We start from the raw sequence: 15328 nt of genomic DNA on the forward strand, positions 1-15328 counted from the left end.
AATAATGATTTGTAAAACTAAAATACTTTTTTGCTTTTATTATGTTTGGTTTTTCTTTAGTTTTCAATCTATATCTGCGCAAAAAACAACTATTAATAGCAATGCAGAACAATTAAAAGAGTTAAAAAACAAAAAACTACAAAGCTCTAAAGATAGCCTTAAACTTGCCCAATTATACCTTTATCAATTTATAGAACTACACAAAGAAAAAAAAACTATAAATAACCTTTCTTCTATTGACAATGGAATTTTAGCATGCCCAAAATCTCAAAAAGGAGATAGTCTTAAAGCTGTTTTTTATAATAAGAAAGCCTACTTAGAAAGCGAGTTAGGGTTTAGTATGAAAAGCTATAAAAGCATTTTAACCTCTTTAAAATTATTAGAAAAAATAGACAATCCAAACTCTGGTTATGTAATGGGTGCCTATCTTTTATTATCTAATAAAAACGCTTATTTCGGAAATTTTGAACAAGCTAAACATTACATGCGTTTAGCCGAAAAGACTTACGCTAAAAATAAAACTTTTATTGACCAAAATACTTGGCAATTAAATGGTAATAATCATAGACTTGGAGTTATAGCCAAATATCGAAAAATATACATGCTTTGGAAATTGTCTAAAAATTCAAACGATAGTTTATCAATTATAAACACTATGAATTCTTTAGAAAAAATACACAACCAATCTAATTTTCATAAAGAAGAAAGAATTTATTATAGTACAGCTCTAAATCATATTGGAGATTGGTATATTACTCATAAACATGATTCTTTAACAACTTTTAAAGACATTTCTACTGGTTTAAATTTTCTGTTTAAAGCGCAAAATTTAACAGAAAAAGAAAAATATCCTGGTACAATTTGGTCTATAAAATACAACATTGCTAAAGGTTTTACTAAAGGAAACTTGTTAAATAAAGCAGATAGTACAATGGCTGTTTTATTTAAAGGAATCTCTAAAAATGATGGTAGGCTTCCTTTTTTCTATGCTCAAAAAGGATTGATCAAAGCTAGGAAAAATCAAAAAGATAGCGCGTTATTTTATTTTAACAATTCTATTAAAAAAATTCATCGTGGAAAAAACATTCTTACCAAAGATTATAAGAATTTTAAACCTAGTAAAAGTTACAATCATACACGTTTACTTCTAAGAATAAGTGAAGAACTTACTAATTATTATTCTAAAGACTCTATTGTTCAAAAAAAAATAGCATCTATCTATTATTTAGCTTTGCAACAATTCGAAAACAGTTATTTAGATACCAACTTTAATGCAAAACAAAATAATCAGCTTCGTAGAATAATTCAGGGTGTTTTAAGAAATAGAAAAACAGGGTATCTTAATAATTATTTACCTCAAAAAACAATTTTAAACAAGTTTGAAATTTTTAGAAATAAACTGGAATGGAAAAAGTTTTACGAAAATCGTTACACAAATATTTTACCAGAACTAGATTCTATAAAAAATAGAAATTTAGAATTAGCTTCTTTAATCAATAAAGCAAAAATTGCTAAAAACGTACCACTTAAGGATTCTATTCAAAAACTTATTTATACTCACGAAGATTACAAAAAAAAGGAATTTCCTCAGTTAGAATTACTAAGTAACTTTAATTTTTCTATTGATAAATTACAAGATAAATTAACCAATAAAGATCTAATTTTAAAATACATTTTATTAAATAATGAAATTGCAATTTATCAAATATCTAAGAACAATTTTAAAGTTCAAATACTTCCTTGGAGAGCAAATGAAAAAAATGAATTAAACAATTTTATAAAAAACATTCGTAACAGAAACTACAACTCTAATTTAGGAATAAAATTAGGGCAAAAACTAATACCAGATGTAAATAAAAGTATTACTCACCTTATCATTAATCCAGATGGAATGCTATTTAAATTACCTTTTGAAACTTTACAAACAAAAGGAAAATTTACAACAGACCGTTTTCAATTTAGTTATACATCTAATTTAGGTTTAATAAATTTTAAATCTAATAAAACATCAACATCAAAAGATATTCTTATTTACGCTCCATTATATGCTAATTCAAGCACCAATAATAATATTAGAAATAAACCTTCCTTTTTAAAAGGTGCAAGTACAGAAGCTAAAAATATAAGTAAACTATTTCCTTCTAAACTTTATAATGATAAAAATCTAACAAAAGCTAAATTCATTTCTACTGCAGTTAAAGGTAAAATTTTGCACTTAGCAATGCATGCAGAAGTAAATTATGATTATCCAGAATTAAGTCGATTGTTGTTTAGTAATAATTTAAAAAATGAGGATGAACACTTATACTTAGAAGAATTGTATGGTTTAAGTTTAAATGCAGAATTAGCTATTTTAAGTGCATGTAACACTGGCTCTGGAATAGAAAAAAATGGAAATTTAGAATCTTTTCAAAGAGCTTTTACTTTTGCTGGAGTACCTGCAACAGTTGTAAGTTTATGGGAAGTACCAGATTCTTCTACAGAACAAATTATGGTGCTATTCTATAAAAATTTAAAAGAAGGTCAAACAAAATCTGAAGCATTACAAAATGCAAAATTAAAATTTAGAGAAACAAATACTTTTAACAAATTATCTGCTCCATATTTTTGGGCAGGTTTTGTTGTATATGGAGATGATGCTCCAATAACAAATGATAAATCATCTTCATTTTACTTTATAATTACTGTTTTAATTATGTTTGTTTTGATGATACTTTATAAGAAAAAAAACAAAGTATAAATACTATTTCAAAAGTATATAAACTAAAAAAAGCATCACAAAATTGTGATGCTTTTATTTATAAATTGATTAACCCCCTACAGTAAATCAATAAATAAAATTTCTTTATGATACATTCCTAAATGCTTTACAAATGTAAAATTTACTTATTTAATTAAAACCAACTTTTGTATAATTGGTTGTAAATAATGTACCAATAACAATAAATTGTATTAAAACATCTCAAATTAAAACCTTATAAAGTAAAAAAGCCTCACAAATTTGTGAAGCTTTTTTATTTATAAATTGGCTAACCCCCTACAGTTAATCAATTTTAAACTCTTTCTTTTCATTGAAAAGTTACATTTCCCCCAAAATGCACTCCAAATGTAAAAAGAACTACATTTATAAAATTTTACTTTTGTATAAATGGAAGTAAATTCTGTATAAATAACAATTTTTAGAAGCAAATCGATCTTTCTATATTATTAAAGTAATAAAAAATGTAAATAATATAGTATTTTTGGGTAAAACCGTTTTTATGTTAACAGCTGTAATTGTAGATGATGAACCAAAAGCCATACAAGGCTTATCTTGGGAATTATCTAATTTTAAAGACCAAATAAAGGTTATTGCAACTTTTAATGATCCAGAAAAAGCTTTAATTTATATAGCTGAAAATGAAATTGATTGTCTTTTTTTAGACATTGAAATGCCAACTATGGATGGTTTTCAGTTTTTAAGCAAACTTAAATCTAGAGATTTTGCAGTAGTTATTACAACTGCCTATAATGAATATGCAATAAAAGCTCTAAAAAATGAAGCTATAGATTACCTACTAAAACCTATAGACACTGATGATTTAGAAGAAACCATCGTAAAAGTTAAAAACTATAATTTTAGATCTTTAAATTCTAGTAAGATTGAAAAAGTATTGCTAAATTTTAATAAAAAATTAAACAATAAAAAAATAACTATTAATACTGATGGAAAGTTAATTTTTTTAGCACCCAAAGAAATTTTATTTATAGAATCTGATGGAAATTATTCTACAATTCATACTACAGAAAACAAGAAAATTGTTGTAACAAAAAAATTAAAAGAAGTAAATACTTTATTACCTGAAGATGTGTTTTTTAGAATTCACAATTCTTTTATTGTAAACTTAAAAAAGGTAAAAGAATTTTATAAAACTGATGGATATGTAGTTTTAGAACAGAACCATAAAATACCTGTTTCTAGACAAAAGAAAGCAGAATTTTTAGATAAACTATAAGAAGTATGAAAGTTAAAATAACTTCAATTGTTTTTTTACTATTTAGTATTGTTTCTTTTTCTCAAACAAAAGAAATCAATAAAAAAATAGATTATCTAGTTGATAACAAATTTTCATCTTTAGATATTATTGATTCTGTTTTAAGAAAAAACAGAAAAGATAAACCTATCTTAGAATTATTAGTTAAAAAAAGTAAAGAAAAAGCTTATTTAGAAGGTGAGTTTTACGGATCTAATGGTTTAGGTAGGTATTATAGAGATCACTCTATTTTTAATAAATCTATTACTTTTTACAAAAAAGCTCTTGGAATTAGCAGAGTTTTAAAAGACACTGTTTCTGAAGTAAAGATTTTAAATTCTATGGGTTCTGTTTACAGAAGGCAAGATGATATAAGAAAAGCATTAAATTACCATAAAGAAGCTTTAGACATAGCAGTTCATATTAAAAACCCAAAAGTTAGTATTAAAAAGAGTATTAGTATTTCGCAAAATAGTATTGGAAATATTTACATATCATTAAAACAATACAAATTAGCTTTAAATGAGTTTAAAAAATCAATTGTTGTTCAAAGAGAACTTGGACATAAATTAGGCTTAGCTATAAATCATCAAAATATTGGAAATGCACATGAAGAACTTGGAGATTTAGATAAGGCTCTTAATAATTATAAAAAATCTTTAAATTATAACAACCAAATAAGTTCTAAAATTGGAAGAGTAATTTGTGGTTATAGTATAGCTAATGTATTAATAAAACAAAAAAAATATAACAAAGCTTTTATTACTGTTGATACTGTTTTACAAACAGCCATACAACAAAAAGACAAATACTACCTTTCTAACACTTATAGTACTTTAGGTTTAGCTCAATTGCATTTAAATAAATTGGATAATGCTAAAAAAAATTTAACAACCGCTTTAAAAATTGCAACAGAATTTAACGTACATACAATTGTTGTTAAAGCAAATGAAAATTTAGCTTTATTATATGAAAAACAGAATGATTTCCAAAAAGCATTTAATTATTATAGAATTGCAAAAGAAGAAGATGCTAAAACTCTTAACGAACGTAATTTACTTTATGTTAGTGAAATAATTGCTAAATATGACAAAGAGCATAGTGAAAATCAAATAAAAGATTTAGCTAAAAAAAATCAAATTGCTCAACTACAAATTACTAGAAATAGAAATATTTGGATAATGGTATTAAGTATTTTGGCTTTAACCACTGTTGTATTTTTTTCTATTTCTAAACAAAAAGGGTTAAAAAATGAAAAAAGAATTCTTTCTTTAAAACAAGACGCTTTAAGAAGTCAAATGAATCCTCATTTTATGTTTAATGCTTTAAATTCAATTAAACTTTATATCATAGAAAATGATCAGAAAAAAGCAACTTCTTATTTAAATAAATTCTCTAAACTAATGAGAAAAATTTTAGAAGCATCATCAATACAAGAAACTACTTTGGCTGAAGAAATTCAAACAATGAAGCTTTATATGAGTATTGAAAATATTCGTTTTTCTAATGAAATCGATTTTAATATTGCAATAGATTCTAACCTAAGTTTAGAAACCATAAAGATACCTCCTTTGGTATTACAACCTTTCTTAGAAAACTCTCTATGGCATGGTTTATCTTCTAAAAAAGAGGATAAAAAAATAACAATTTCTATTAAAAAGGTTTCGCCAGAATATATTCAAATTGCAATTGAAGATAATGGTATTGGTAGAAAAGCTTCTGCAAAAATTAAAGCTGAAAAATCAATAAATAGAAAATCTATTGGAATAAATTTAACTGAAGATAGATTGCTTAATTTTTCTAAAAACCTAAAAAATGATTATTCAATTACCTATGTAGACTTAGAAGATAAAAACATTCATACAACAGGTACTAAAGTAATTATTAAACTTCCTTTATTTTAAATGTTTTTCTGCAACTTTTTCTAATTCATCATACCAATCTTGTCCAAACTTTCTAACAAGAGCTTGTTTAACAAATTTATAAACTGGTACTTGTAATTCTTTCCCTAAAGAACAAGCATCATCGCAAATTTCCCATTTATGATAATTTACAGCAGCAAACTCGCTGTAATCTTTTACTCTTACAGGATATAAATGACAAGAAACTGGTTTTTTCCAATCAATATCTCCTTGGTTATAAGCCTCTTCAATTGCGCATAAAGCAGTATTTTTTTCATCAAAAATTACATAAGCACAATCTGCTCCATTAATTAAAGGGGTTTCTAATTCTCCCCATTCACTAGTTACCCAAGTTCCTTCTTTTTCTATTACCTCTATACCTTCTTTTCTTAAATAAGGTTTTACTTTTGGATAAATTTCTTCTAATATTTTAGTCTCATCTTTATCTAAGGGTGCTCCTGCTTCACCATCTATACAACAAGCTCCTTTGCAAGCAGCTATATTGCAAACAAAATCTTTTTCGATAATCTCTTCTGAAACGATAGTTTTTCCTAGTTGAAACATGCTGCAAAAATAGTATTATTTTTTTCTATAACTTTACGTTTAGCTAAACTAAGTTATCTAATTTTGCAAAAAATAAGAAATTATGAATTTTAATTTTAAAGAAGTCTTTACTGCTTTTATGGTTTTATTTGCTGTAATTGATATTATTGGTAACATACCAATAATTATAGATTTAAGAAAGAAAGCTGGTCATATACAATCTGAAAAAGCATCTTTAATTGCAGGTTTTATCATGATAATCTTCTTGTTTTTAGGTCAAAGTTTATTACAATTAATTGGTATTGATGTAAATTCTTTTGCTGTTGCAGGATCTTTTATTCTATTTTTTATTGCTTTAGAAATGATTTTAGGTATAACTTTATATAAAGACAATGATGATGATGTAAATTCTATAACAGCTTCAATATTTCCATTAGCTTTTCCGCTAATTGCAGGTCCTGGAAGTTTAACTACTTTATTATCTTTAAGAGCAGAATTTTATATAGAAAACATCATTATAGCTGTTTTACTTAATGTTTTATTAATATATGTTGTTTTAAAAACTTCTTCTAAAATAGAACGTATTATTGGGCCAAATGGAATTCAAATAATTAGAAAAATATTTGGTGTAATTTTACTTGCAATTTCTGTAAAACTTTTTGCAGCAAATATTAAAATGCTTTTTGTTTAATATGATTTTTGATGTTTTAATAATTGGTGGTGGAGTATCTGGGTTACAATGTGCATTAGTTTTAGGATCTGCAAAAGATAAAATCTTTGCAAAAAATAAAAAAATTGGCATTTTTACTCATCAAAGAGCTTCGCATTTGCAAAATGCTTTATTTAATAATGTTTTAGGTTTACCAAGTAAAACATTAGGAAAAGATATCTTAGTAGAAGGAAAAACTCAATTAGCATTACAATACCCTCATGTTAAACAAATAGAAAACGTAAAAGTTACATCTATTTCAAATGATGAAAAAGGTTATTGTGTAGAAACTAATAATAAAACTTACTACAGTAAAAATATAGTAATAGCTTTAAACTATTCTAAACCACTTACAATAGAAGGTTTAGAGCCATTTATTGAGCCTCACAAAAGAGCAAACCCTGTTAAAGATAGAATACAACTTAAAAACAATAATCACCTTATAAAAAAAGGTTTATACTGTTGTGGTACTATTTCTGGATGTAGAAGTCAATTTGCAATTGCTGCTGGAAGTGGAGCAAGTGTTGCTACAGACATTTTAACTCTTTGGAATAACAACACTCCTACAAAAGTGCATGACAAATTATGATGGAAATCATATTTTAAGGGCCCTAAAATTTATAATTTTATAATCAGAAGTTAAATAATTAAGAATTTGATAATTTCTGATAATATTTTATAAATAACGAAGTTAAAAACATAAACTTTTAAAAGGGTTACAAAATGGAAATTAAAAAGAATCCAAAACAACAGTTAGAAAATTATAGCAAAATTTTCTTACAAATAGGGTTAGTACTTTCTCTATTTATTATTTACACCTTAATTGAACATAAAACTTTTGAAAAAAGCAATCTTCAAAGCTTAGGGCAAGCAAATATGGTGGAAGATATGAAAGAAGACATTCCTATTATTGAAATTCAAGAAGTAAAACCACCACCAAAAAACACACCACCACCTGTAGTTGAACAAATAACAGTTGTAGAAGATGAAAAAGAAATTGAAGAAACAGTTATAGAATCTACAGAAACTGATGAAGATGAAGGTGTGGTTATTGATACTGAAGATATTATTGAAGTTGAAGAAGCAGAAGAAGTTGAAGAAGATATACCTTTTATTTTAATTGAAAAAGTACCTGTTTATCCTGGTTGTAAAGGAAATAACACTAAACTTAAAAAGTGTTTTACAGCTAAAGTAACTAAGTATTTTGGGAAAAAATTTGATGTTAACTTAGCAAACGAATTAGGTTTAGAACCAGGAAAAAAGAAATTATTTGTAGTGTTTACCATAAACAAAAAAGGAAACATTACCAATGTTAGAGCAAGAGGTCCACACCCTAGATTAGAAAAAGAAGTGGTGAAAATTATTAGCTCTTTACCTAAAATGACTCCAGGTAAACAAAGAGGAACTCCAGTTGGAGTAAGTTATAGTATACCAATTACTTTTGAAGTAAGAGTTTAAATAACATAAAACCCAGCTAATAGCTGGGTTTTTTTATATTTATTAAAAAGATAACTTTTCTCTACTCTACAGTAACAGATTTTGCTAAATTTCTTGGTTGATCTACATTTTTATTTAATAAAACTGCAATATGATAAGATAGCAATTGAAAAGGAATTGTTGTTAACAAAGGAGTTAACGCTTCTTCTGTTTCTGGTATTTCAATTACATGATCTGCTATTTCTTTTACAGTTTCATCTCCTTCAGTTACAATTGCAATAATTTTACCTGACCTTGATTTTATTTCTTGAATATTACTTACAACTTTTTCATAATGACCTTTATTTGTAGCAATTACAAAAATTGGCATATTTTCATCTATTAAAGCAATAGGTCCGTGTTTCATTTCAGCAGCAGGATATCCTTCTGCATGAATATAAGATATTTCTTTTAGTTTTAAAGCTCCTTCTAAAGCTACTGGGAAATTAAAACCTCTACCTAAATACAAACAGTTTGGTGCATCTTTATAAACATCAGCAATACTTTTAACCTTATCATCAATTTTTAATAATGATTCGATTTTACCTGGTATTAACTGTAATTCTTGTAAATACATTCTATAAGCTGAATTAGATAAAGTTCCTTTTACTTTAGCTAATTTTAAAGAAATTAAAGATAAAACAGTAATTTGAGTTGTAAATGCTTTTGTAGAAGCTACTCCTATTTCTGGTCCTGCATGTGTATAAGCTCCTGCATGAGTTTCTCTAGCTATAGAAGATCCTACAACATTGCAAATTCCAAAAACAAATGCTCCTTTAGATTTTGCCAATTTAATTGCTGCTAATGTATCTGCAGTTTCTCCAGATTGAGAAATAGCAATAACTACATCATTTGAAGTTATAATAGGGTTTCTATATCTAAATTCTGATGCGTACTCAACTTCTACAGGAATACGAGCCATATCTTCAATTAAATATTCCCCTACTAAACCTGCATGCCATGAAGTACCACAAGCAATAATAATTATTCTATTAGCATTTAAAAATTTATTTAAATGATCATCAATTCCAGACATTTTTATAATACCTTCTTTTGGTAACATTCTACCTCTATAAGTATCAATAATAGCTTTTGGTTGTTCATGAATTTCCTTTAACATAAAGTGTTCATATCCTCCCTTTTCTATCTGGTCTAAACTTAATTTTAATTCTTGAATGTTAGTATCTACTATAGAATCATCATAAATTCTACGTACCTTAATACCATCATTAATTCTAATAATTGCTAATTCTTCATCTTCTAAATAAATAGCGTCTTTAGTATATTCTATAAAAGGTGAAGCATCTGATGCAACAAAAAATTCTTTATTATCTTTTCCAACACCAATTGCAATAGGGCTTCCTAACCTTGCTACAACCAACTCATTTGGTTTTGTTTTATCAAAAACAGCAATTGCATACGCCCCAATAACATTATTTAATGCTAATTGAACAGCTTGCCCAAGCTTACAATTTTCTTTAGTTTTTACTTCTTCAATTAAGTTAACTAATACTTCTGTATCTGTATCACTTTTAAAAGTATACCCTCTAGAAATTAGTTCTTTTTTTATTGTATCATAATTTTCTATGATACCATTGTGAACTATTACTAAATCACCAGATTGTGAAACATGAGGGTGAGAGTTAACATCATTAGGTACCCCATGAGTTGCCCAACGTGTATGTCCAATTCCAATATTTCCTTTTTTTCTAGCTTCTTCTTTATTTGTAATTTCTTCTAAATCTGAAACTTTTCCTTTAGTTTTTGAAAGATGAATTTGATTTCCATCATACATCATTATACCAGAACTATCATAGCCCCTGTATTCTAATCTTTTTAAACCATTAACAACTATTGGATATGCCTCTCTAAAACCTATGTAACCAGTAATTCCGCACATAACAATTCTTTTTTATTAATTCTTTTTCTCTGAATATGATATTTTTAACTCAACCTTTTTACCATCAATTGCTGTATGATTAAAAAGTGTAACAGCCTTAGGATTCCAACTATAATTTGCATAAACAGTATCTGAAACCGCTTGCATATCTGTTGAATTTACCACTTTAAGCTTTAAAGTTGGAGAGTAACTTGTTTCTCCGTTTAAAATATCAGAAATATAATCTGTAATTTTAAATGTATATTTTTCTCTTTTTCCATCTCCATCTCTTTCTAAAAACCCTCCAAAAACAGCAGTTCCTTCTGTATATATATCTTTTACATGACTAAAAGTAGGATTTACTTTTTCATCACTTTTATATAAAAATAATTGATATGGAGCTACAATTGTATCTGCAGATTGATTGATATAAAAAGTTAAAGAAGCATCATTTATTAATAAATTTTTATCTTTTAACTCTTCTATTTTATTGTTTATATCTACAGCATTAGATCCAAATAATTTTACAGTAGCCTCACTTCCTGCTGCTCCTTGTAAAATTACTTCATCATTAACTGGATATGATTTTTCTTCCATTTTATAGTTACTTGTAGTTATACCTGATAAAGGAAAACTATCATTTTTATGAATAGTATCTATAATTGCTCCACCTGTAACAACAGTGTTTGTGTAATATACTTCTACTGAAGGTCTAATAGTTCCATTAAAATTTAATGATATCAAAGAACCTTCATTTCCTGTTGCTTCTAAAATTAAACCTCTAAAATAATTATTAAATGCATCTTGAGAATTAAACTCTGCAGACTCATATTTATCTAAAAACAATTCTTTAATCTTCTCTTCTTTTAAAGGTATAACAGCAAAAGGAAGAGGAACTTCTGAAGTTGTAGAAGTGTTATAAGTAATTGTGTCTTGAGACGCTATAGTATTATCACTTAACCATCTTTTAATTACAATAGCTGTATCTGTAGCTCTTGGTTTAAATTGAAAGTTTACATCAGTATTTAACTCACCTCCTGTTTTATCAAATACATCATTAGAACTAAATGAATTAAATTTTGATGGATCTGTTGGGTTAAGTGTATTTAAATAAGTACTTGTTTGATATACATTAAAATTAAATGCTTTAGTTTGATCTCCTATTATCGAATCTAATTCATAAGCTGTACCATCATCATTTAAAGTAGCCTGATATGGTAATCTTAAGAAAACAGTATCTATTGTAGTTACTACAGTTGTGTCAGAATCATAAACATTTGCATCATCAATAACTTTAAGATTTGCACTAATTGCTAACTGAGAAATAATAGAAGCCTCTATATTCTCATATTCATTACTTGTATGTACACCTAATAAATATAAACTTGGATTGAGAGTAACATTTCCTGTTGCAACTTCTGTTACTGGACTATTTTCTACTACTACATCTACAAGTAAACTACCTGTAGAAAATTTTGTATTACTAATAATACTTGTACCAATATCTGTAAAATCTTTTTCACAAGATATAACTGTAGCTAAAACTAATAATGAAGCGACAAAATATGCGCTTTTTTCAAAAATTTTCCTCACTTTATAATAAAATTAATTGGCTGGAATTAAACCAGCATAAAAATCTAAATAACTTTCTTTTAAGTTTTCAGTCTGATACCCTAAAACAGGTACGTTTTGTTCTTCTATAAAAGAAGTAAGTTCGTCTGAAATCTCTTCACTACCATGAATAATTGCATCAGAATTTTCAATGGCACTTTTTAAAATATTTGTAAAGTTTGGTGTTTTAATTGTTGCAGTTTTTTCATCACTTATATTATCAAACTTAACTTTTTCAGCTAAAGTTTCATCTAAAGTTCCTTCAAAACCATTATTATATAAAGAAGTAACAATTTTACTTTCAGTAAACAAAGGTTCTTCTTTGTAAAATTCTTTTAAATAAAGAGGTAAAAGAGAAGCCATCCATCCATGAACATGAATAATATCTGGAGCCCAATTTAATTTCTTTACAGTTTCTATTACTCCTTTTGCAAAGAAAATTGCTCTCTCATCATTATCTTCAAACAGCTCATTATCTTCATCAGTAAAAACTGCTTTTCTCTTAAAATATTCTTCATTATCTATAAAATAAACTTGCATTCTTTCTTTTGGAATAGAAGCTACTTTTATAATTAATGGCATATCCATATCATTAACAACTAAGTTCATACCAGACAAACGAATAACTTCGTGTAACTGATGTCTACGTTCGTTAATAACGCCAAACCTTGGCATAAAAATTCTTGTTTGTACCCCTTTAGAATGTGCATTTTTAGCAACATTAAAGGCTGTTGATGATAATTCTGTTTCTGGTAAGTATGGAACTACTTCCGACGAAACAAATAATATTCTCTTGTCCTTCATTAAATCAATCTCTTTTATAAGAAATGCAAAAATACAAATTAATATGCTAATATCGTGTTAAAATGGTAAGTTTGCAGTCTTTACTTAATTATTAGAGATGAAAATTTTTAACACCAAACAAGAAATAAAAGCATATTTAACCTCAAAAAAAGAGGAAAATATATCTATTGGGTTTGTGCCAACTATGGGGGCTTTACATGAAGGTCATTTGTCTTTAATAAAAAAAGCAAAGAAAAAAAATGACATAACTGTAGTAAGTATTTTTGTAAATCCTACACAGTTTGATAACCCAGAAGATTTGGTAAAATATCCAAAAACAATAGAAAACGACATAAAACTTTTAGAAACTGTTTCTTGTGATGTATTGTTTTTTCCTTCTGTAAAAGAAATTTATGATGATAATATTGCTTCAGAAAAATTTGATTTTGATGGTTTAGAACATCAAATGGAAGGAAAATTTAGAGATGGCCATTTTGATGGAGTTGGTACAATTGTAAAGTCATTCTTTGAAATTATAGAACCTAACAGAGCTTATTTTGGACAAAAAGATTTTCAGCAATTACAAATCATTAAAAAAATGGTAAAAAAACATCGTTTGAATGTAAAAATCAAAGGGTGTCCTATTTTTAGAGAAGAAGATGGTTTAGCAATGAGTTCTAGAAATACTAGACTTACTAAAGAACATAGAATTGCAGCTCCTTTTATTTATAAAACACTAAAAAAAGCACGCAAAAAATTTGGCACAGAAAATGCTATTAAAGTTACAGAATGGGTAACAAAACAATTTAAAAAACATCCTTTATTAGATTTAGAGTATTTTACAATTGCTGAAGAAAAATCATTAAAAACCATAAAAAACAAAGAATTTAATAACAAATACCGCGCTTTTATTGCGGTTTTTGCAGGAGAAATACGATTAATTGATAACATTCGTTTAAAAAATCATTAACCAAAAAATCATTATTTTTGCCACATGTTAGTACAAGTAGTAAAATCAAAAATCCACCGTGTAAAAGTTACTGGTGCAGATTTAAATTATATAGGAAGCATTACCATTGATGAAGATTTAATGGATGCAGCCAACATTATAGAAGGAGAAAGAGTTCAAATCGTTAACAATAATAATGGTGAACGTTTAGAAACTTATGCAATTCCTGGTCCACGTGGAAGTGGAGAAATTACTTTAAACGGAGCTGCCGCAAGAAGAGTAGCTGTGGGAGACGTTTTAATTTTAATCGTTTACGGATTTATGGACTTTGAAGAAGCTAAAAACTTTAAACCTTCTTTAGTTTTTCCAAACGAAAAAGACAACACACTTACATAATTTTGAGTTTTAAAAAAACATTAAAAACTATATTACCTCTCATTTTGGGAGGTTTTTTAGTTTGGTATTCTATTTCAAATATCTCTATAGATGTATTAATAGGATATTTTAAAGAAGCAAAATATAGCTGGATTTTTCTTGGTTTATTTTTCGGAGTTTTAAGTCATCTTTCTAGAGCTTATCGTTGGAAATTTATGTTAGAACCAATAGGCTGTAAACCAAAATTTACAAACAGTGTTTTGGCTGTTTTGGTTGGTTATTTAGTAAATTTAGCATTACCAAGAGCTGGAGAAGTATCTAGAGCAGTAGTTTTAACAAACTACGAAGATGTTCCGTTTGAAAAAGGTTTTGGAACCATTGTAGCAGAAAGAATTGCAGATTTAATTATGATGCTTTCCATCATATTAATTACACTTTTTGTGCAATTCGATTTTATCTATGATCTTTTAATAAAGAACTTTAATCCTACAAAAATTATTATTGGTTTAGCAGTAGTAATTACTGGTTTTTACATTTTAACTTCTTTAGTAAAAAAAGCAAAATCGGGTATTTTACTTAAAATTAAAACCTTTGTTGCTGGTTTAGTAGAAGGTGTTACAAGCATCTTTAAAATGAAAAATAAATGGGCTTTTATTTTTCACACTGTATTTATTTGGACAATGTATGTTGCTATGTTTTGGGCAACAATTCCTGCAATTGAAGGTTTAAACGTTCCTTTTGGCGGAATTTTAATTGGTTTTATAGCTGGTGGTTTCAGTATTGCAGCTACTAATGGCGGAATTGGTTTGTACCCAATTGCTGTGGCTGGTGCTTTGGCTTTGTTCGATATTCCTACAGAACCTGCAACCGCTTTTGGTTGGATTATGTGGACTGCACAAACTGCAATGATTATCGTTTTTGGAGGTTTGGCATTCTTATTTTTGCCAATTTACAATAAGAACAAATAACTTCGAGTTATTTTTTAAAAATTGTATCGAGAAGTTGGGCGTTCCCTAAAGGTCGCGCTTTCCACTATATCTTTTTGCAGAAAAAGCAAAAAGGATGTCGTTTCAATCGCTAACGCAACTG

The 15328-nt window shown here is 27.2% G+C and carries 13 protein-coding genes; 9 read left to right on the forward strand and 4 right to left on the reverse strand.

What is annotated here, in order from left to right; translation table 11 throughout:
* The first annotated feature begins 4 nt into the window (after positions 1–4).
* The 3 genes from MPF13_RS01025 (at position 5) to MPF13_RS01035 (ending at position 5917) form a co-directional block, all read left to right on the forward strand.
* Positions 5–2740 carry a CHAT domain-containing protein gene (locus tag MPF13_RS01025; protein WP_249980390.1) on the forward strand — a complete coding sequence of 912 codons (2736 nt, stop codon included), beginning with the start codon at positions 5–7 and terminating at the stop codon, positions 2738–2740.
* A 520-nt stretch (positions 2741–3260) separates the two neighbouring features.
* Entirely contained in the window at positions 3261–3995 is a 735-nt protein-coding gene (locus MPF13_RS01030; protein WP_249980392.1) for a LytR/AlgR family response regulator transcription factor, read from the forward strand.
* Positions 3996–4000: 5 nt separating this feature from the next.
* Positions 4001–5917, forward strand: coding sequence for a tetratricopeptide repeat-containing sensor histidine kinase (locus tag MPF13_RS01035; protein WP_249980393.1), 1917 nt, complete (start codon positions 4001–4003; stop codon positions 5915–5917).
* On the opposite strand, the gene MPF13_RS01040 is transcribed toward MPF13_RS01035, so the two are convergent.
* The gene (locus tag MPF13_RS01040) at positions 5909–6478 is read right to left on the reverse strand and encodes a DUF3109 family protein (protein WP_249980395.1); all 570 of its coding nucleotides are present in this window, start codon (positions 6476–6478) and stop codon (positions 5909–5911) included. The two genes, MPF13_RS01035 and MPF13_RS01040, sit on opposite strands and share 9 nt — an antisense overlap.
* Before the next feature lie 82 nt (positions 6479–6560).
* Between MPF13_RS01040 and MPF13_RS01045 the strand changes: the two genes are divergently transcribed.
* The 3 genes from MPF13_RS01045 (at position 6561) to MPF13_RS01055 (ending at position 8624) form a co-directional block, all read left to right on the forward strand.
* On the forward strand, positions 6561–7148 hold the full coding sequence (locus tag MPF13_RS01045) for a MarC family protein (RefSeq protein WP_249980396.1): 588 nt from the start codon (positions 6561–6563) through the stop codon (positions 7146–7148).
* A 1-nt stretch (position 7149) separates the two neighbouring features.
* Entirely contained in the window at positions 7150–7755 is a 606-nt protein-coding gene (locus MPF13_RS01050) for an FAD-dependent oxidoreductase (RefSeq protein ID WP_249980397.1), read from the forward strand.
* Between the two features lie 134 nt (positions 7756–7889).
* Positions 7890–8624, forward strand: coding sequence for an energy transducer TonB (locus tag MPF13_RS01055; RefSeq protein ID WP_249980398.1), 735 nt, complete (start codon positions 7890–7892; stop codon positions 8622–8624).
* Between the two features lie 61 nt (positions 8625–8685).
* Here the strand turns inward: MPF13_RS01055 and glmS are convergent, their stop codons facing one another.
* From glmS to MPF13_RS01070, 3 genes are read right to left on the reverse strand one after another with little or no spacing between them, the layout of a single operon-like run.
* The gene (gene glmS, locus MPF13_RS01060; RefSeq protein WP_249980400.1) at positions 8686–10542 is read right to left on the reverse strand and encodes a glutamine--fructose-6-phosphate transaminase (isomerizing); all 1857 of its coding nucleotides are present in this window, start codon (positions 10540–10542) and stop codon (positions 8686–8688) included.
* Between the two features lie 15 nt (positions 10543–10557).
* Complete coding sequence (locus MPF13_RS01065) at positions 10558–12114, reverse strand: DUF4270 family protein (RefSeq protein ID WP_249980401.1); 1557 nt, start codon at positions 12112–12114, stop codon at positions 10558–10560.
* A 12-nt stretch (positions 12115–12126) separates the two neighbouring features.
* Positions 12127–12936 (reverse strand): glycogen/starch synthase, encoded by an 810-nt coding sequence (locus tag MPF13_RS01070; protein ID WP_249980402.1) that lies wholly within the window; start codon positions 12934–12936, stop codon positions 12127–12129.
* A gap of 97 nt (positions 12937–13033) precedes the next feature.
* Between MPF13_RS01070 and panC the strand changes: the two genes are divergently transcribed.
* The 3 genes from panC to MPF13_RS01085 are packed head-to-tail and all read left to right on the forward strand — an operon-like array spanning position 13034 to position 15207.
* Positions 13034–13885: a pantoate--beta-alanine ligase gene (gene panC, locus MPF13_RS01075; protein ID WP_249980403.1), complete on the forward strand. Its 852-nt coding sequence runs from the start codon at positions 13034–13036 to the stop codon at positions 13883–13885.
* Positions 13886–13909: 24 nt separating this feature from the next.
* Positions 13910–14260: an aspartate 1-decarboxylase gene (gene panD / locus MPF13_RS01080; protein ID WP_109404124.1), complete on the forward strand. Its 351-nt coding sequence runs from the start codon at positions 13910–13912 to the stop codon at positions 14258–14260.
* Between the two features lie 2 nt (positions 14261–14262).
* Positions 14263–15207 carry a lysylphosphatidylglycerol synthase transmembrane domain-containing protein gene (locus MPF13_RS01085; RefSeq protein ID WP_249980404.1) on the forward strand — a complete coding sequence of 315 codons (945 nt, stop codon included), beginning with the start codon at positions 14263–14265 and terminating at the stop codon, positions 15205–15207.
* Positions 15208–15328: the final 121 nt, after the last annotated feature.

It is taken from the genome of Polaribacter sp. Z022, from assembly GCF_023555495.1.
Classification (GTDB): Bacteria; Bacteroidota; Bacteroidia; order Flavobacteriales; family Flavobacteriaceae; genus Polaribacter.

Bases quoted from the DNA above. Each gene is read 5' to 3' on its own strand.
- MPF13_RS01055 (WP_249980398.1), top strand. From the start codon at position 7,890: ATGGAAATTAAAAAGAATCCAAAACAACAGTTAGAAAATTATAGCAAA.
- MPF13_RS01035 (WP_249980393.1), top strand. From the start codon at position 4,001: ATGAAAGTTAAAATAACTTCAATTGTTTTTTTACTATTTAGTATTGTT.
- MPF13_RS01050 (WP_249980397.1), top strand. From the start codon at position 7,150: ATGATTTTTGATGTTTTAATAATTGGTGGTGGAGTATCTGGGTTACAA.
- MPF13_RS01030 (WP_249980392.1), top strand. From the start codon at position 3,261: ATGTTAACAGCTGTAATTGTAGATGATGAACCAAAAGCCATACAAGGC.
- MPF13_RS01045 (WP_249980396.1), top strand. From the start codon at position 6,561: ATGAATTTTAATTTTAAAGAAGTCTTTACTGCTTTTATGGTTTTATTT.
- MPF13_RS01070 (WP_249980402.1), bottom strand. From the start codon at position 12,936: ATGAAGGACAAGAGAATATTATTTGTTTCGTCGGAAGTAGTTCCATAC.
- glmS (WP_249980400.1), bottom strand. From the start codon at position 10,542: ATGTGCGGAATTACTGGTTACATAGGTTTTAGAGAGGCATATCCAATA.
- panD (WP_109404124.1), top strand. From the start codon at position 13,910: ATGTTAGTACAAGTAGTAAAATCAAAAATCCACCGTGTAAAAGTTACT.
- MPF13_RS01040 (WP_249980395.1), bottom strand. From the start codon at position 6,478: ATGTTTCAACTAGGAAAAACTATCGTTTCAGAAGAGATTATCGAAAAA.
- MPF13_RS01025 (WP_249980390.1), top strand. From the start codon at position 5: ATGATTTGTAAAACTAAAATACTTTTTTGCTTTTATTATGTTTGGTTT.
- panC (WP_249980403.1), top strand. From the start codon at position 13,034: ATGAAAATTTTTAACACCAAACAAGAAATAAAAGCATATTTAACCTCA.